Origin of the sequence: Rhizobium chutanense, assembly GCF_002531935.1 — a bacterium.
In the GTDB taxonomy this organism is placed as follows: domain Bacteria; phylum Pseudomonadota; class Alphaproteobacteria; order Rhizobiales; family Rhizobiaceae; genus Rhizobium; species Rhizobium chutanense.
In genome coordinates this window covers 97426-113373 of the sequence record NZ_NWSV01000014.1, presented here as the reverse complement: position 1 = coordinate 113373, position 15948 = coordinate 97426, and the positions used below count along the sequence as shown (strand labels likewise).

The window sequence follows — 15948 nt, the reverse complement described above, 5'->3', positions numbered from 1 at the left end:
TCAAACGGCAAAGAGGCGCTTTTCCAATCGCCTCGGCGCATCGTGGCCTTTTAGAGAAGATCATGATAAGTTTGTTTGATATCAGGCATTTGAACATTTAAGTGCCAAAACCCATTCTCTCCGGATCTTGACCCCGGCAGGAGGAAACATGACGGATACGAGTGTAACCCTTTCAGATGCCGCAGCAAAGCGTATCGCTGCGATCGTCGGCGCCGAGGCCGGCAAGAGCGCCCTGCGCGTCTCCGTCGAAGGCGGCGGCTGTTCGGGCTTTTCCTATAAGTTCGATCTTGCCGAAGGCGCCGGTGACGACGACGTCGTCGTCGAAAAGAACAATGCCAAAGTGCTGATCGACAGCCTTTCGCTCGTCTACATGGCCGGCTCGGAGATCGACTTCGTCGACAATCTGCTTGGCCAATCCTTCCAGATCAAGAACCCGAACGCGGTGGCAAGCTGCGGTTGCGGCACAAGTTTCTCGATTTGAAGATTTGAATCTTTGACATTGTCCCCATCGAACCGGCCGAAGAACTGCTTCCGGCCGGTTTATCGTCTTGTCCCCCGGCAAAATACCGCGATAAAAGAAGCGCGTCGCCCTTCGAAACACCTCCGGACGACATGCAATAACGGGAACGGGAGAGCCATGAAGATCGCGACCTGGAACATCAACGGCGTCAAGGCGCGTATCGACAATCTCACGCAATGGCTGAAGGATTCCGACCCGGATATCGTCTGCCTCCAGGAGATCAAGACGGTCGACGAAGGCTTTCCCCGGCTGGAGATCGAGGCGCTCGGCTATCACGTCGAGACGCATGGCCAGAAGGGCTTCAATGGCGTGGCGATCCTCTCCAAGAGTTCGCCTTCCGAAGTGAACCGCGGCCTGCCCGGCGATCCGCTCGACGAACAGTCGCGCTTCCTCGAGGCGGTGTTCACGCTGCCCGACACGCGCATCCTTCGCGTCTGCTGCCTCTACCTGCCGAACGGCAATCCTGTCGACACGGAGAAATATCCCTACAAGCTCGCCTGGATGGAGCGCCTGCGGGCGTTTGCCGCCGAGCGGCTGGCCTATGAAGAGATGCTGGTGCTTGCCGGCGACTACAATGTCATTCCGGAGCCGCACGACTGCTTCGATCCCAAGGTCTGGGAAAACGACGCGCTGTTTCTGCCGCAGACGCGGGAGGCGTTCCGCCGGCTCGAAAATCTCGGGCTGACGGATGCGGTGCGCGCGACGACCGACGCGACGCAGTTCTATTCCTTCTGGGATTATCAGGCCGGCGCCTGGCCGAAGAACAACGGCATCCGCATCGACCATCTGCTGCTGTCGCCTGAGGCCGCCGACCGGATGACGTCGGCTGCGATCGAAAAACATGTGCGGGCATGGGGGAAGCCGTCCGACCACGTGCCGGTCGTCGCTTATTTCGATTTCGCGGCCTGAGGCTTCCCCTCAGCCTTAATCGTCAGAGCCGCTGGCGATGCTATGCGAGAGGGATACCGCCGTGCGGCGGTCGGCCTCGTTGGCGACCGAGAAGGCCTGTTCCTGCAGCGCTTCCATCCAGCTGCAATCCTTGGGCTTGCAGCGGTCGAGCGCCGCCGTCATCAGCGCCAGGCCGCGGGCCGTCTGGCCTTCGTCGAAAAGAATATTGCCGAAGACCGCCATGGCGCCGGGATGACCGCTCTTGCGCGCCTGGTTCAGCCATTTCTTCGCCTGCTGCGGGCTGGCATTGCCGCCCTCGCCGGCCAGCATCATCTGCGCCAGCTGGAATTGCGCCTCGGGGACGCCAAAGGTGGAGGCCACCTGAAAATAAAGCTGGCGCGCCTGGCTGAGGTCGATCCGGACCGGACTGCCTGAGATGCCGTGCTTGTAATAATTGGCGAGCGAAAGCAGCGCATTGACGAAGAATCCGGTATCTTCCGAACCGGGCTCGACACCCTGCTGGGCGATTTCGCTGTAAATCTTGAAGGCTTCGAAATCATCCTGCGTGACGCCGTCGCCATCGGCATACATATTGGCGAGCGCCCAGCGCGAGCCGGTGTGCCCCTTTTCGGCGGCGTATTTGTAGGCTTCGACAGCTTCTTCCTTCTGGCCGTTCTTATAGGCTTTGAAGCCGAACTTGAAGAGATCGAAGGGGCCGGATTCCTTGCTGACACCAGCCTTGATGTCGAATGCGCGGGCCGGACCGGACAGTGCCACGGCCAAGGCCAAGGCCATAGACATGCCCATCAGCATGAATTTGAACAGTTTGAACTCGGACGTCACCATTTCAACCGATTTCTTTCGCTCATCGCAGGCAGGAAGCAACGGCGCTCGCGCCATGCATTCCGCGGATGTATTTCGTCGAGGCGAGCGATCCCGCGGCGAGCTCGATGGCTCCTTTGCCCGCGTCGCATCCAGCCCACTGGCCTTTTCGCAAAGGCCGCATTTTCAGCGCATCGTTCAGAACCACCCGGCTCCCGGCATGGCCCGACTGCAATCTCCGTGGCACTCTTTCAGCAGGTGCGGCATCCGCCTTCCCGCCTTTATCGCATTCGTAAACAGCAAATGTGACGAAACCGGTATCGACATCTTCGGCAACGCCCATCTGCTCATTCGAGCGGAGCGAAAACCGCAACGATGAACGGCTCGACGGCATCGCCGCGAAGCCCGATCGGCGGCTGGAACAGCCTTGTGCTGAAAGCGAAACGACCGCCAACGAACGATTGTTGCCAATCATATCGCGCGATCTGCTGTTACCGGAAAAAAATCGACCCATGCTACTGATTACACGCACCGTAAGTCTGCCATCTCGTCGCCTGCAAATAGCGGTGCTCCCTCTTTGTGGCGGGAAATGGACAAATTCGCCCCACGACCATCATATGCAAACTGTCGTAAAAAAGTGTTGCTGAATCGTCACAAAACGGGACCGGGATTGGCATGGTTAACGGACACGAATAAAGAAGAGCCCGGCAGTGCCGGGCTCCTAATTCTTCAAATCGGGGAATTAGAACTTGACCTTTAGACTTGTCGACAGTGCAGCGACCAGATCGTTACCAAAAGAATAAGAGACGTCGTCGCCATAGGTCTGGCCATTATACTCGACGGTGCCGGACGAACCGCTCGTCAACACGCCCACGGCACCGGCAAAACGCCATTCGATATTTTCGGTCGGCGTATAGGCGGCGCCGAGACCGAGCGTCCAGCTGTCAGTCTGCGCACCATAACCCTGGCTGGTGCCGCGATCCCACGTGAGGCTGATCGCGCCGGCCCACTGATCGTTGAACTTGTGGCCCACGCCGCCGGCGATGGTCCAGCCGTCACGATAGAGAAGGTCGAGCGAAGTGATTTCCGTAGCGCCACCCGCTGTGCAGGCGGCCAGGCCCTTTGTCGATTTCGGGCAGAAAGCCACGGACTGGAGGACACTCCAATTCGTCCACTTGACCGATCCGAAGGCGAGCCAATCCGGAGCGATACCGCTTTGCAACTTCAGTTCCAGCGAATCCGGCGCTTCGGCGGAACCGAAAACAGGTGTGACCAGGCCTCCATATGTCGGAACAACCGGAACCTGACGGAGATCGACAGTGCCGGTCAGATTATCGTACTTGACGCGGCTGTTGTAGACGAGACTCGCGCGCATCGCATATTCGGGGATCTCGTAAGCGAGACCAGCGCGCCAGCCCCAGCCGCTATCGTCGAGATCGAGGCGGCCAACGCCGGTGCCGGTGCCGAGCAGAAGCGGAAGTGTGGAAACCAGACGTTCCTTGAAGCCCTCGACCTCCTGGTAGAAACCGCCGCCAATAAAGCGAAGCTGCCCCGGGCCGACATCAAAACGATAGGAGCATGTGCCGCCATAATTGCGGGTTTTGATCTCCGTCTCGATATTATTGTTGGCGCCGGCCCAGTTCGAACCGGGGTCGGTATGCGCGCCGAAGGGCTCCGAATAGTCAACGAGGCAGTCGACTGCATCGCCGAAACCAGCCTTAAAGCCAATATAGGGGATCGTGTAATTTGAGGTCTCGTCGGCTGTGTCTGGACGGCTGTTCAGATTACCGCCGCCGGTTAAGACGGAGGTGTTCGTGTCGCGGACGTCCTTCAGCTTGCGCTGCGGCGTGACGTAGGTCACGCCCGACTGAAACGAGAAAGGCGACGTATCGAACAACTGATCGATATTGTATCCGCCACGCTCCAGACCGCCGGCAAAGGACGGCGATGCAAGCGACGAAAAAAGAACGAGCGACGTTACGCCCTTGGAAAACCTACGCGATGCCATTGTGTCTCCCCCACTCCAGCAATTGATGTCACGCCACTCTAGTAAGTGTTCCCTCGACCTGGCAACGCGGCCCACGGCGGCATTCCCGGGCGTTGCACCGACTAACTTACGTAAAGAAATTGACGGACACGTCAAAAAATCTGGTTAATAAAATTTTTTTCCAGAGTTTTTGATTTTCAGATGGGCTTTTGGGTTTTCATTCCAAACATTGTGGAAGCTGTATCAATCCGACAACAGTGGCAGTTTTCGCCCATCGGAGATCCGGAAAGCCACAATCCACAGGCTCAGCGCCCGAAACCGCCGCTTTCAGGACCGAATCACGCGCGCCCGGAATGACAAAAGACGCGCCCGAAGCGAGCGCGTCTTTGAAATAACTTACCAAAATGGACGGCGAAACTTACCCGGCTTCGCTCACCCTGGAAAGGGCAGTCTTCAGGCTGGTGATCTGCCCCTTCAGTTCATCGAGGCGCTCACGCTCGGCCTCGACCACCTCGGGATTGGCGTTGGCAACGAACTTCTCGTTGGAGAGCTTGCCGTTGATGCGGGCGATTTCCGCCTCCATCTTGGCGATTGCCTTTTCGAGCCGGGCCTTTTCGGCGGACAGGTCGATCAGATTGCCGAGTGGCAGGCAGATGGTGGCTTCGGCGACGACGATCTGAGCAGCACCCTTCGGCGCATCGTCGGCCAGCGATATCGCCTCGACGCGCGCAAGCCGCTTGATGGCGGCGTCGTGGCGGAACAGCCTTTCGCGGGTCAGGTTGTTGGCTTTGACGACGACGAGCGGGGCTGTCGCCGACGGCGGCACGTTCATTTCGGCGCGCACCGAGCGGATGCCGGAGACGAGGTCGATCAGCCAGTTGATCTCGTCGGCGGCCGCGTCATCGGCATAGGAGGGTGCCGGCCATTCGGCATGGCAGACCAGCGTGTCACGCTCCTTGCCCTCGCCCGCCGTATGCGCCCAGAGCTCCTCGGTCATGAACGGCATGAAGGGGTGCAGCAGTTTGTAGATCTCTTCGAGAATATAGGCGCTGCAGGCCTGGGCCTCGGCCTTGGCGCCTTCATCCTCGCCGTTAAAGACCGGTTTCAACAGCTCGAGATACCAGTCGCAGACCTCGTTCCAGACGAAGCGATAGAGCGCGCCGGCCGCATCGTTGAAGCGGAAGGCTTCGAGTGCTTCCGTTACGTCACGTTCCGTACGGGCAAGCTCCGTCAGGATCCAGCGGTTGATGGTGAGTTCGGCAGCCTCGGGCACGAAATGCGGATCGCTCTTGGCGCCGTTCATCTCGGCAAAGCGCGTGGCGTTCCAGAGCTTGGTGCCGAAATTGCGGTAGCCGGCGATGCGGGCCGGATCGAGCTTCACGTCGCGGCCCTGCGCGGCCATGATCGCCAGGGTGAAGCGCAGCGCATCGGCGCCGTATTCGTCGATCAGTTCCAGCGGATCGATGACGTTGCCCTTCGACTTCGACATCTTCTGCCCATTCTTGTCGCGCACCAGCGCGTGGACATAGACGGTATTGAAGGGTTCGACGGGCTGGCCATCTTCGTCCTTCATGAAGTGCAGGCCCATCATCATCATGCGGGCGACCCAGAAGAAGATGATATCGAAACCGGTGACGAGAACGTTGGTCGGATAATAACGTGCAAGCTCCGGTGTCTGATCCGGCCAGCCGAGCGTCGAGAACGGCCAGAGCGCCGAGGAGAACCAGGTGTCGAGCACGTCCTCGTCGCGCGTCAGGATTTCGCCCGGCTTAAAGTTTTCCAAGAGGTCCTCGACATAGGCCTTCATCGGCCCCTCATGCGAGAGGTAATGCTGGATCGCCGCCTGCAGTGCCTCTTCCTCGGTCTTTTCGACGAAGACCTGGCCATCCGGCCCGTACCAGGCGGGAATCTGGTGACCCCACCAGAGCTGACGGGAAACGCACCAGGGCTGGATGTTCTCCATCCATTCGTAATAGGTCTTGTCCCAGCTCTTCGGCACCATTCTGGTGCGGCCTTCGCGCACCGAGGCGATCGCCGGTTCGGCAAGCGTCTTGGCGTCGACATACCATTGTTCGGTCAGCCGCGGCTCGATCGGCACGCCGCCGCGGTCGCCATGCGGAACCATGTGCTTGTGCGGCTCGATCTTGTCGAGAAGACCGGCCTCTTCGAAAATTTCGACGATGACCTTGCGCGCATAAAAACGGTCCTGCCCTTCCAGCCGATCCCAGGCGCCATGGAGTGCCGCCGGATTGTCGAGACCTTCGAGAAAGTCCTCGTTATCCTTGATCGTAATCGTGCCGTCATCATTCATAATGTTGATGATGCGAAGACCCGCGCGCTTGCCGACATCGAAGTCGTTGAAATCATGGGCCGGGGTGATCTTGACCGCACCGGTGCCGGCCGTCGGGTCGGCATAATCGTCGGCAACGACCGGAATGCGGCGACCGACGATCGGCAGAATGACATGCTTGCCGATGATGCTCTTGTAGCGGTCGTCCTTCGGATTGACCGCAACGCCGGTATCACCCAGCATGGTCTCCGGCCGGGTCGTTGCGACGACGAGATAATCGCGCGTTTCGAATTCGGTCGGCTTGCCTTCTTCGTCGAAGGCGACCGGATGCTGGTAGGTGACGCCCTTTTCCAGCGGATAACGCAGGTGCCACAGACTGCTCTTGACCTCGACCGGCTCGACTTCGATATCGGAAATCGCCGTCAGCAGCTTCGGATCCCAATTTACCAGGCGCTTGTCACGATAGATGAGGCCCTGCTTGTAGAGCGTGACGAAAACTTCGAGAACGGCCTTCGACAGGCCTTCGTCCATGGTGAAGCGCTCGCGCGACCAGTCGCAGGACGCACCCAGGCGCTTCAGCTGGTTGAAGATCAGGCCGCCTGATTCAGCCTTCCATTCCCAGACCTTGTCGATGAAGGCGTCGCGGCCCATGTCGCGGCGGCCGGGCAGCTGCTGTTCCATCAGCTTGCGCTCGACGACCATCTGTGTGGCGATGCCGGCATGATCCATGCCCGGCTGCCAGAGCACGTCCTTGCCGCGCATGCGCTCGAAGCGGACGAGAATGTCCTGCAGCGTGTTGTTCAGCGCGTGACCCATGTGCAGCGAGCCGGTGACATTCGGCGGCGGGATCACGATGGTGAAGGTCTCGGCCCCGGGCTTGGCGTTCGCGCCGGCGCGGAAGGCGTCCGCTTCATCCCATTTAGCGGCGATTTTCGGTTCGACGGCAGCGGAATCATAGGTCTTGTCGAGCATTTTCTGACCAATTTCGAGGTTCGAGGGTGGCGTTTGTAAATAGGATGGCTACGGCCAAGTCAATAAAAAAGCCGCCCCGGAGACCGGAGCGGCTTTTCAGGGAAAAAGCAATCCGATCAGCGGCGCGGGCCGCGCGCCACGCGCTCAATTTCCTCGCGCACCAGCCGCTCGACCAGTGTCGGCAGATTATCATCAAGCCATTCGCGCAGCATCGGGCGCAGCATATCCTCGGCGATCTCGTCCAGCGAGCGGCGCTCCGCCCCGTCGATGGCGGCGGCGAGCTCCTCGAAAGAGCGGCTGATCTGCAGACCGGCATCCTCCGAAAGCAGCGTCGGCTGAACTTCGTCCATAACGCTCGGCAGGAAACGCTCGGCAGACGACTGAGCGGGCTCCAAAGCCGGCGGCGCCGTTTCGATGGCGGGCGCCGGCTCAGCGACGGCCACCTCAGGCGCTTCCATAAACACCGGCTCGGGGGCCGGCTGCTGGATTGCAACATGCTGGGGTGTCGGGGCAGCCGTGAAGGCAGGCTGCGCCTGATGCGATTGCGGTTGCGGCTGCGGTGTTGCGGCACGGGGCTCCGGCATGACGGCCGGCGGCGGTTCGGGCTGGCGGAAGCCGCTCGGAATTTCACGCAGCGCCTGACCGGCCTGCACGGCGCTGCGCTCGGAGGCGGCGCGCACACGGGCGGCGACATCGGCAAGCGACAGGGCGCGGGCCGGCACTTCGGGTTCAGGCGCGGTGCCGGCCGAATTGGCGGCGACGAAACGCGGATCGGAAGAGCGTGGATCGGAGGAGCGCAGGGCCGGTTCGGGGAATTCCACGCCGGCATAGGTGTCATCCACCGTCAGATGGATTTCGGAGCCGTTCTCATCCTCATCGGCGCCGTAGACCGGCGGCAGGGACGCGGAAATCGCCTTGCCGGCGCCGGGCTCATTGCTTTCGATGATCTGGCGGATGGAGGCCAGAATTTCTTCCATGGACGGTTCACGCGCTACGCTTGGCTGAGCCATTTCTATCCCCGTTATCCAAAAACAACGACCGGATGATGTGGAGCGTTCACCCGAATCACCACCACCTTAGAATACCCCAGCCATGAAAAAAATCATCGCGAATCAATTGAATGCAGCCATGCACAGTTTTGTTACCCGATGTTTGCGACGTGGCGGCGTTCAGGATAAATCATGTTTGTGAAGGCTCTGCCGCGACCCTCATAAAAAAACGGGCGCCGATGGCGCCCGTCGCTGAATTCATCAATGAAATCGGCCTCAGAAAACGAATTCGCGCGCCTTGGCGAAACCCGGCAGCGGCTTGACCGAAGCGTTGAAAAAGACGTTTTCCGAAACGGCGCCACGCTCGGCGACGAAGACCTTGGCGCGGGCGGCATTGCCGTAGCCCTCGACCGTGACCAGGCGGCCGCCATCGCGCAATTGACCGAGAAGACCAGCCGGAACTTCCTCGACAGCACCGTTGACGAAGATCAGATCATAGGGCGCGCCGGCGGCATAACCCTTTTCGAGCGGGCCGGTGACGACCTCGACCTTGGCATAGTCGGCAAGCTTCGCCTTCGCTTCGGCGGCAAGCGCCTCGTCGCATTCGAGCGCGACGACGGAGCCGGCGATGATCGACAGCAGCGCCGATGTGTAACCCGTGCCGCAGCCGACTTCGAGCACGAAATCATCCTTGGTGATTTCAGCCAGCTGCAGCAGCTTGGCAAGCGGCGACGCCTCCATCAGGAATCGGGCAGGCTTTCCGGGTGCCGCGGCCGATATCTCGACATCGTTGTCGATATAAGCCAGCAGCTTCGCCTTCTCGGGCACGAATGCCTCACGCGGCACCGTCAGAAGCGCCGTCAGCACGGAATGCGAGGTAACGTCCGTCGTGCGAACCTGGGTGTCGACCATCTTTGCGCGCGCTGCTTCGAAATCCATCATGTCCTCTCGCTCTTTAAAAAGCGGTTCTTGTCCCCCGTCTCTTAATCCGCGCCACGAATGCTTTCAAGGCTTGGCAGCCATCGGCGAAAAGAATCCGGCGTGCGCCTCTTCCGTGCCACAGCAGGACCGAAGCATTGCTACTGCGCGTGGAATCCCCTGCCCCTTCATGTTATGATTCACAGCGGAGGAAACAGGAGGAGGAGCAGGCCATGTCTGCGATCTTGGGTTATTTCACGCTGTTCGATTTTTTCATCGTCGCAGCGCTCATCGGCATATTCTGCTGCGGGCTGCTGGACGGCGAAACGACCCTGAAGTGACAAGGCGTCGGAGCGCTCCGGGATAGAGCTGGCGGCGTCTTGGCGCGATCTTATCGCTGGCGATCTGGTCTGGAAACTCCAGCGCGCAGCCTTCCGTTCTGCGACAGAGAATGACTTTTTCAACCGCCGCAGAATGGCGTTTTTCCGAAATGCCCTCTTGCGATTTCCTTACGATCATTCTAAACGCTCGCCACGGCTCTGATAACGAGCCGGTGAGGCCTCGTGGCGGAGTGGTGACGCAGAGGACTGCAAATCCTTGTACCCCGGTTCAATTCCGGGCGAGGCCTCCAAAATTCTTCCACATGACGTAAGCGATGTGAATGCGGCTCCCCTTTGCGGGCGCGGCATGGGCGACCGCGCAGTGCTACCAGGCCTGCTGGCCAGGCGAAAAATCGAACTGTGACGGATTGATTCCCGTGAGACGGTAGAGCGCCTTCAGCCCGCCTTTGCGGATCGCCGCCTGATACTCGAGATCGCCCAACTCGGATCCCCCATCGATTTCCGGGCCGACGCCGAGTAGACGTCGCATAGCCTCCGGCGAAATTCGGGTAAAACTGCGAATGTCGCCGCTGCTGTATTTGACGAGCAGCAGGCGGGCATCGGCGTTGTAGTGAAGCGCTTCTATGTCGCGCGATTGGATCAAAAAGGTTTGCATGCGCGCACCCATAGCGGAAGGTGACGCTGCCGCAACAAAATGGTTGACGTAACGTTAATTGGCGCAGAGTTATCGAGGCGAAGAGAGGCGTTGCCCTTTGAATTGCGAAGCGGCAATGATTGCAGTTTGAAACAAATCGTCAGCTTGACGATCGTCCACCCGGCCTCATATTGCCCCGGGAGGGTGATAGGAGCTTGCAATGGAATGGGCTGCCCTCAAAGCGAAGCACGCGCGTGCGGCTTACGATGCCGAGAGCCGCGATCTCCATGTAAAGTTCCCGGGTGCTGCGCCGGTGAAACATGCGGACATTCCGCCACACGTCTACCAGAACCTGCTGGAAACGAGCGATCCGCACTTCTACTACAACTATTATGTTGCGCCTTCCCGCGTCGCATCGGGCGGCCGACATGCGGTTTCCCTATCCTACGCCATGAAGCTCGTCCTCATCCTTGCCGCCTGTAGCCTGTTGCTGGCGACCAGCCTTGATCCGGACCATGGCGGCGTTTTCGAGGAAAGCGAAATCAGATCGAATTAGGCCGACTCAATCACAGAGCGGCAATGCGGCTGAATGCAGGGTCGACATTGTCCGTTCTGTTCTCATTGCGATAGCGGCGGTCGTCCCGATTGCGGTCGTTCCCGCCATCACGCTCGTTCCTGCCGTTGAAATTGCGATAGTTGCGAGGCCCGTTATAGCTGCCGCCTTGGCCGTGGTCGATCACGCAACCCTCGGGACGGCGGCAAATGCCGCGGGCGTCAAAACCGCCACTGTCGACGGCTTGAGCCGCGACGGGAACGCCGGAGAGAATCGTCGCCGCTGACAGGGCAATAACAAAAAAGGCCTTCATTTCCGCACCTGGACCATTGTGACGCATTTTCGCGTTTCATTCCATAAACCACGAATGCGAGACGCGCTCCACCGTTCGATGAACACGCGCCCGGTATCCGTCAGCCGGCCGGTTTTCCACGCCTGTGCCACCAGACCGCCAGCCGCCGGCGAAGCCGGCGCGCGACAGGCAGATCGTGCGAAAGCACCAGCAAACCAAGCGGCAGCATCCAGAAGCCCAAGATCGGCAAGAAGCCCAGGAACCCGCAAAGAATGAGGCCCACGCCGATCGCCATCCGGGCGATGCGCGAGCGCGGCATGCCGATGCTGAAGGCGCCGAGCATAAGCCGGCCGCTGGTGTGATCGATACCGAAGCGCCGCCCCCGCTTCTCGGGCCTATCGCCGCCCCTTGTCTCTTCGCGTTCATTGCCATTCGTCATTCCCCAGAGATGGGCACGGGCACCCCAAATACAAGTTCATTTCATTTTTTTGAAAAAACTGCTTGGCAAATCGGGAAAGCATTTGTATTAGCCCACTCACACCGCGCCAAGCAGTGATCCCTGGTAGCTCAGCGGTAGAGCATTCGACTGTTAATCGACAGGTCGCCGGTTCGAATCCGGCCCGGGGAGCCATTTTTTTCAAGCAAGCGTCTGTTTCAGTCGATAAGTCCGAAAGCAGGCGTTTTCTTTCCCCACTTTTGTAACGCTTTTCCGCGGTTCGACTCCGCTGTCGGCTCCTGTGGATAACTGCGCACCCCATGGCTGGCGCCGCCTGCGACGACATCATATATTCCTTTCGTACGAGTGCCGCGCGGGATCTCAATGAATCCGGACAAACTTCGCAACCTGCTGCAGGAAATGGATACTCGCGTCGGCCGGATGCAACGCGCGAGGAAGGACCACTTCACTGCAAACCTCTCCAGGCTCAGGGCCGAGGTGCAGCGACTTCTCAGCAAAGTCGATACGTTGCGAGCGCCGGACATTGCCGCACTGGAACTAAACCTGTCGGTCATTCCGATTCAGGACCTGGACCGATCAAGTTTGAATAATCTGCTGCTCGGCATGAAGATCGGCTTGAACCAACTTGGCCCCGAAGACGTCCTGGACGCATTGCCCGGTCAGAGGCCCGCAGCCTTTCAGTTTGGGTTCGAGGGCGAACGCGTCGTTGTGGTTGATCAGCCTCTTAGAACTCGAGAGCGCGATAAGGATATTGCTGTGGCAGCATTAGAAGCTGCCACGGAGAAGGGAGCCTACGTTGGTGAGCAGTTGGCTTTATCGAACTGTTCTCCGCGCCTGAAGGACGCATTCAGGTCACTCCAGGACAAGCTTGAGGCTCGCGCCAACATCATTCAGATAGGGATGTACAATCAGACCTGTGGTCGCGTCTTGCGCGGGGACGTCGAGGAACTCTCGCCAACGCTTTTTGAGCTGTTGCGATCCCACGTCGATCTCGTCTTCGCTGCAGCGTCGCAGTTTGAGGCGTGGAGAGTGTTCCGTGAGAACGCCGTGGACATTGATCGAGATTCTGTCACCGCACTGTCCCAAAGCACCATCGCGCTGGTACGGGATCTAAGGGCACGAAGAGATGCAGATCCTGAGGTAGCGAGCGCTCTGGAGATTGTAGTCAGTTGGACGGAGGACAAAGACGCGGATAAACGCGATGTCCTTGCTCTTACGGGAACCCTTCAAAATCTCTGGTCGCTCGCTGCCAAATCTGCATTAGCTAAGGAAGTTGTCAGCGAGGGTCGCAAGCTGGTTGCCAAGGCCATTATCGCGGCTCTCCTGGCCGCTACCACGGCTGGTGCCCTTGCGGCCTTCGCAAAGGTGCCGGGTGCTGAATGGATCGAAACAACCGCGGCGTACTTCAAATCTACGACAGAAGCCACTCCCGCCCCGCCTGCGCATAAATCGGCAACACCTTAGCCCCTTGCAATGATTCGGAACCGGGCTAAGTCATGTTCATGAGATAGTGTCGCCCGTGACAGCGGATGTGCTGGCACTTGGCAGAAGGTTGGAGCGAGCATTCGCCCGGCCTCTTTGTTTGCTTACTGAAAAGCGTCACCCTAAGGTGGGGATCTCCGCACAGCTAAGCGGGTGAGATCCAGACAGGTAGCGGCGCAGATTACCCCACTGCATGTTATTATGACGTCGGCAGTTGCCGTTAGTCTTGTGCGGCTTGCACAGCCCGCAAGCAGATTCGCGCGCACGCTTTCTCTTGTGATGCATGTCGATCTCCGAGCGAATTCGGTGCGCCTCGATGGCGCACGCCTGTGTGTCGGAGAGAATGGACGTGCTGTTCATCTGCGCTATAGCAGCGAGATATGGAAAAGCCGCCGGATTGCAGGGCCGGCGGCGCGCTTGTGGTGTGCCAAGGTTGGTGTTCCCTGGCGCTGCCAACTAAAAATCGAAATACACTGTCACACCTGACCGACGACGATAGGGGTAGTCGTCGCGGTAGCTGTAATAGTCGCGCGAGCCGTAGTACCGCGGACGATAGCACGAGCCGTAATACCGGCAATCGCGGTAAGCGTACCGGTGTTTCTTCCAGTGGCCATACGCATATCCATTACCGTGGCGACGGTGTTTGACCTGCTCGACGATGGGGGCGTGCACCTGTACGGCACTCGGAACAACGATCGGCGTTGCGTTTAGCGGCAGGGCGAAAGATGCAGACAAGACAATGGCTGCAAGTGAGGAACAAAGCATTTTCATCGGCGCATCCTTTCATGCCACGATTCTGGGTTAATGAGGATTAACCTCCGATGAACGGCCGCGTGCTTGTTAGAAGAGCCGAAAGCAGGCGTTTTCTTTCCGCCTTTCTCCCGCTTTTGAAGCCGATCTTTTGCCGTTGGCTGGTTGTAGCCAGAACTCGGTAGCCCCGTAATCCTTGTCATAAGTCACAAGCCGACTACACTTGGTGCATGAAATCAGATGGCCGGCGACCACGGATGAACTGGCGCTTTGCCGATGATGATTGAAAAAGGCCGGCGCGAACTCTCGCGCCGGCCTTTTGTCTTCTGTGCATTGGGAAGGGCCATCCGCTGAGGTGAGGATGGCGCGACCACCTTTGCGTTGACGATCGGATGGTATACAGGCTGCGGCAGGACGCGACTGCCATTAACTTTAGAATGGAGTCGGGCGGCAGATTGACGTCACGTCGCTGCCACGAGATCACGTGGCCGTCCTGAAGCGCCGCTCTTTGCGGAGCACACTGCCTCTAATAACTGCACGAACGGCCCTCGCGGGGGCGGAAGCCGTCCGCACAGGCCGGGTTCATCGAATCTCCCGGCTGATATCCCGATGCCGAGCCATATGAATTCGGCGGTGTCGAGCAAGCCGAGGTTAAGGCGGTAAGGCCGATTGCTCCGGCTGCCAGAAATGCCCGAAATCTGTTCATCAATGCTCTCCAGTTTAGCCGGGAGTGGAGAGCCTCTGCTCTCCTCCCTGTCCCCTTCAACATAGATATAGGCGCGCTCCCCCGCCGGCGTTAGCTCCGCGCGCGCAAAGATTTTCGTCGATCTCCATGAACTCCTCATGGAGATCGTCGACGAGCGGGCCGGCCGGGAACAAAGACCGTGGATTAAAGTTGAGTGGCATCAACAACGTAACGTCAGCCCTGACAGGAGGTCTCTCATGGGTCGCGGTATTCTACTTTGGCTGCTCGGTGTTCCACTGCCTATCATCATTCTTCTTGCTCTGTTTATGCGATAGGAACGGATCATGTCGGTTTCAATGACAGGTTCCGGAGAGATTGCCGCTCCGGTCGAATCCTCCAAATCGGCCATGACATGGGGGCCTATCTTCGGGGGTGCCGCCGCTGCCGTCGGCGTGACCTTGATCCTTTTGCTTCTCGGATCCGGCCTCGGGCTGACGATGGTGTCGCCCTGGTCGGGGCAGAGCAGTTCGCTCGGGACAATCGGCGTGACGGCGGCGATCTGGCTCGTTCTCGTGCAATGGCTCTCTTCGGCGCTCGGAGGCTATATTACCGGCCGATTGCGGACGAAATGGGCGGCCGTCCACACCGACGAGGTTTTCTTCCGCGATACCGCGCATGGGTTCTTAAGCTGGGCTTTGGCGACAGTTTTCGTCGCCGGCTTTCTTGCGTCGTCGCTGACGTCGCTCGCCGGCGCGGGTGCACAAGCCGTGGGTTCGGCCGCACAGGCCGTCGGGTCGACTGCCAGTACTGCAGCAGCATCGTCGGCAACCTCGCCGGTGGATCTCTCCACGTCCTATTTTACCGACGCCTTGCTGCGCCCCGATCAGGCTCGCGCGGCGGCGACATCCAATGATGCCGCAGCAACATCGGAGGTATCCCGCATCCTGCTCAACGGCGCCGCCGAGGGCCAGATTCCCGACGATGACAAGGCCTATCTTGCCACGATCGTCTCTTCTCGGACCGGCCTTTCCGAAGCCGATGCACGCACGCGCGTCGATACGGTGCTGAAGCGCATCGACGATGCCAAGGTCGCCGCCCAGAAAGCGGCCGATGAGGCACGCAAGGCCGCCTCCACCACCGCCCTGCTCGGCTCGTTGTCGCTGCTGATCGGGGCTTTCATCGCCTCTGCCGCCGCCGCATTTGGCGGATCGCAACGCGACGAAGAGGAAGATCTCCTCGTTACGCCCCGGCTCTGACAACTGGCGAAAACCGGGCGCGCGGGGTCAAAAGCCCCGCGCCTTCTTATGTGAGCCGCCCCGCGCCTGAAAAGACGCGTAGCGCTGCAAGCAGCGGTTTATTTCATCCCGA

Annotated in this window: 16 protein-coding genes and 2 tRNA genes; 7 read left to right on the top strand and 11 right to left on the bottom strand. The window is 59.4% G+C overall.

The genetic code is table 11. From position 1 onward, the window contains the following. The first annotated feature begins 148 nt into the window (after positions 1-148). Both erpA and xth read left to right on the top strand, forming a co-directional pair. Entirely contained in the window at positions 149-481 is a 333-nt protein-coding gene (gene erpA / locus CO666_RS20730) for an iron-sulfur cluster insertion protein ErpA (protein ID WP_010068483.1), read from the top strand. A 156-nt stretch (positions 482-637) separates the two neighbouring features. Further along, on the top strand, positions 638-1429 hold the full coding sequence (gene xth, locus CO666_RS20725; RefSeq protein ID WP_097614075.1) for an exodeoxyribonuclease III: 792 nt from the start codon (positions 638-640) through the stop codon (positions 1427-1429). A 15-nt stretch (positions 1430-1444) separates the two neighbouring features. Here the strand turns inward: xth and exoR are convergent, their stop codons facing one another. The 6 genes from exoR to CO666_RS20695 form a co-directional block, all read right to left on the bottom strand. Then, positions 1445-2254, bottom strand: coding sequence for an exopolysaccharide production regulator ExoR (gene exoR / locus CO666_RS20720; protein WP_097614074.1), 810 nt, complete (start codon positions 2252-2254; stop codon positions 1445-1447). A 19-nt stretch (positions 2255-2273) separates the two neighbouring features. After that, a complete protein-coding gene (locus tag CO666_RS20715) occupies positions 2274-2744 on the bottom strand; it encodes a hypothetical protein (RefSeq protein WP_097614073.1) in 471 nt (156 codons plus the stop codon). A 228-nt stretch (positions 2745-2972) separates the two neighbouring features. Further along, positions 2973-4238, bottom strand: coding sequence for an OmpP1/FadL family transporter (locus CO666_RS20710; RefSeq protein ID WP_097614072.1), 1266 nt, complete (start codon positions 4236-4238; stop codon positions 2973-2975). Positions 4239-4635: 397 nt separating this feature from the next. Then, complete coding sequence (locus CO666_RS20705) at positions 4636-7479, bottom strand: valine--tRNA ligase (RefSeq protein WP_097614071.1); 2844 nt, start codon at positions 7477-7479, stop codon at positions 4636-4638. 116 nt (positions 7480-7595) lie between these two features. After that, a complete protein-coding gene (locus CO666_RS20700; protein WP_097614070.1) occupies positions 7596-8489 on the bottom strand; it encodes a DUF2497 domain-containing protein in 894 nt (297 codons plus the stop codon). A 255-nt stretch (positions 8490-8744) separates the two neighbouring features. Then, a complete protein-coding gene (locus tag CO666_RS20695) occupies positions 8745-9410 on the bottom strand; it encodes a protein-L-isoaspartate O-methyltransferase family protein (RefSeq protein WP_179869733.1) in 666 nt (221 codons plus the stop codon). 533 nt (positions 9411-9943) lie between these two features. Between CO666_RS20695 and CO666_RS20690 the strand changes: the two genes are divergently transcribed. Next, a tRNA-Cys gene (locus CO666_RS20690) sits at positions 9944-10017 on the top strand. Positions 10018-10091: 74 nt separating this feature from the next. On the opposite strand, the gene CO666_RS20685 is transcribed toward CO666_RS20690, so the two are convergent. Further along, entirely contained in the window at positions 10092-10394 is a 303-nt protein-coding gene (locus CO666_RS20685) for a hypothetical protein (protein ID WP_097614069.1), read from the bottom strand. Positions 10395-10581: 187 nt separating this feature from the next. Here CO666_RS20685 and CO666_RS20680 point away from each other — a divergent pair, with 187 nt between their 5' ends. Beyond that, positions 10582-10917 carry a KTSC domain-containing protein gene (locus tag CO666_RS20680; protein WP_097614068.1) on the top strand — a complete coding sequence of 112 codons (336 nt, stop codon included), beginning with the start codon at positions 10582-10584 and terminating at the stop codon, positions 10915-10917. A 10-nt stretch (positions 10918-10927) separates the two neighbouring features. Here the strand turns inward: CO666_RS20680 and CO666_RS20675 are convergent, their stop codons facing one another. Both CO666_RS20675 and CO666_RS20670 read right to left on the bottom strand, forming a co-directional pair. Further along, on the bottom strand, positions 10928-11227 hold the full coding sequence (locus CO666_RS20675; protein ID WP_097614067.1) for a hypothetical protein: 300 nt from the start codon (positions 11225-11227) through the stop codon (positions 10928-10930). A gap of 100 nt (positions 11228-11327) precedes the next feature. Further along, positions 11328-11645, bottom strand: a complete 318-nt coding sequence (locus tag CO666_RS20670) for a hypothetical protein (protein WP_097614066.1) — start codon at positions 11643-11645, stop codon at positions 11328-11330. Positions 11646-11762: 117 nt separating this feature from the next. Between CO666_RS20670 and CO666_RS20665 the strand changes: the two genes are divergently transcribed. Both CO666_RS20665 and CO666_RS20660 read left to right on the top strand, forming a co-directional pair. After that, a tRNA-Asn gene (locus CO666_RS20665) sits at positions 11763-11837 on the top strand. Between the two features lie 189 nt (positions 11838-12026). After that, the gene (locus CO666_RS20660) at positions 12027-13127 is read left to right on the top strand and encodes a hypothetical protein (RefSeq protein WP_097614065.1); all 1101 of its coding nucleotides are present in this window, start codon (positions 12027-12029) and stop codon (positions 13125-13127) included. Between the two features lie 474 nt (positions 13128-13601). Here the strand turns inward: CO666_RS20660 and CO666_RS20655 are convergent, their stop codons facing one another. Both CO666_RS20655 and CO666_RS34585 read right to left on the bottom strand, forming a co-directional pair. Further along, a complete protein-coding gene (locus CO666_RS20655; protein WP_097614064.1) occupies positions 13602-13916 on the bottom strand; it encodes a hypothetical protein in 315 nt (104 codons plus the stop codon). A 505-nt stretch (positions 13917-14421) separates the two neighbouring features. Beyond that, positions 14422-14601, bottom strand: coding sequence for a hypothetical protein (locus tag CO666_RS34585; RefSeq protein ID WP_097614063.1), 180 nt, complete (start codon positions 14599-14601; stop codon positions 14422-14424). 323 nt (positions 14602-14924) lie between these two features. Here CO666_RS34585 and CO666_RS20640 point away from each other — a divergent pair, with 323 nt between their 5' ends. Beyond that, entirely contained in the window at positions 14925-15836 is a 912-nt protein-coding gene (locus CO666_RS20640) for a hypothetical protein (protein ID WP_097614062.1), read from the top strand. Positions 15837-15948 lie beyond the last annotated feature (112 nt).

Coding starts and splice junctions, on each gene's coding strand:
- CO666_RS20675 (WP_097614067.1), bottom strand. CDS start 11,227: ATGAAGGCCTTTTTTGTTATTGCCCTGTCAGCGGCGACGATTCTCTCC.
- erpA (WP_010068483.1), top strand. CDS start 149: ATGACGGATACGAGTGTAACCCTTTCAGATGCCGCAGCAAAGCGTATC.
- CO666_RS34585 (WP_097614063.1), bottom strand. CDS start 14,601: ATGAACAGATTTCGGGCATTTCTGGCAGCCGGAGCAATCGGCCTTACC.
- CO666_RS20680 (WP_097614068.1), top strand. CDS start 10,582: ATGGAATGGGCTGCCCTCAAAGCGAAGCACGCGCGTGCGGCTTACGAT.
- CO666_RS20670 (WP_097614066.1), bottom strand. CDS start 11,645: ATGACGAATGGCAATGAACGCGAAGAGACAAGGGGCGGCGATAGGCCC.
- CO666_RS20640 (WP_097614062.1), top strand. CDS start 14,925: ATGTCGGTTTCAATGACAGGTTCCGGAGAGATTGCCGCTCCGGTCGAA.
- CO666_RS20705 (WP_097614071.1), bottom strand. CDS start 7,479: ATGCTCGACAAGACCTATGATTCCGCTGCCGTCGAACCGAAAATCGCC.
- exoR (WP_097614074.1), bottom strand. CDS start 2,254: ATGGTGACGTCCGAGTTCAAACTGTTCAAATTCATGCTGATGGGCATG.
- CO666_RS20700 (WP_097614070.1), bottom strand. CDS start 8,489: ATGGCTCAGCCAAGCGTAGCGCGTGAACCGTCCATGGAAGAAATTCTG.
- CO666_RS20685 (WP_097614069.1), bottom strand. CDS start 10,394: ATGGGTGCGCGCATGCAAACCTTTTTGATCCAATCGCGCGACATAGAA.
- CO666_RS20715 (WP_097614073.1), bottom strand. CDS start 2,744: ATGGGTCGATTTTTTTCCGGTAACAGCAGATCGCGCGATATGATTGGC.
- xth (WP_097614075.1), top strand. CDS start 638: ATGAAGATCGCGACCTGGAACATCAACGGCGTCAAGGCGCGTATCGAC.
- CO666_RS20695 (WP_179869733.1), bottom strand. CDS start 9,410: ATGATGGATTTCGAAGCAGCGCGCGCAAAGATGGTCGACACCCAGGTT.
- CO666_RS20710 (WP_097614072.1), bottom strand. CDS start 4,238: ATGGCATCGCGTAGGTTTTCCAAGGGCGTAACGTCGCTCGTTCTTTTT.
- CO666_RS20655 (WP_097614064.1), bottom strand. CDS start 13,916: ATGAAAATGCTTTGTTCCTCACTTGCAGCCATTGTCTTGTCTGCATCT.
- CO666_RS20660 (WP_097614065.1), top strand. CDS start 12,027: ATGAATCCGGACAAACTTCGCAACCTGCTGCAGGAAATGGATACTCGC.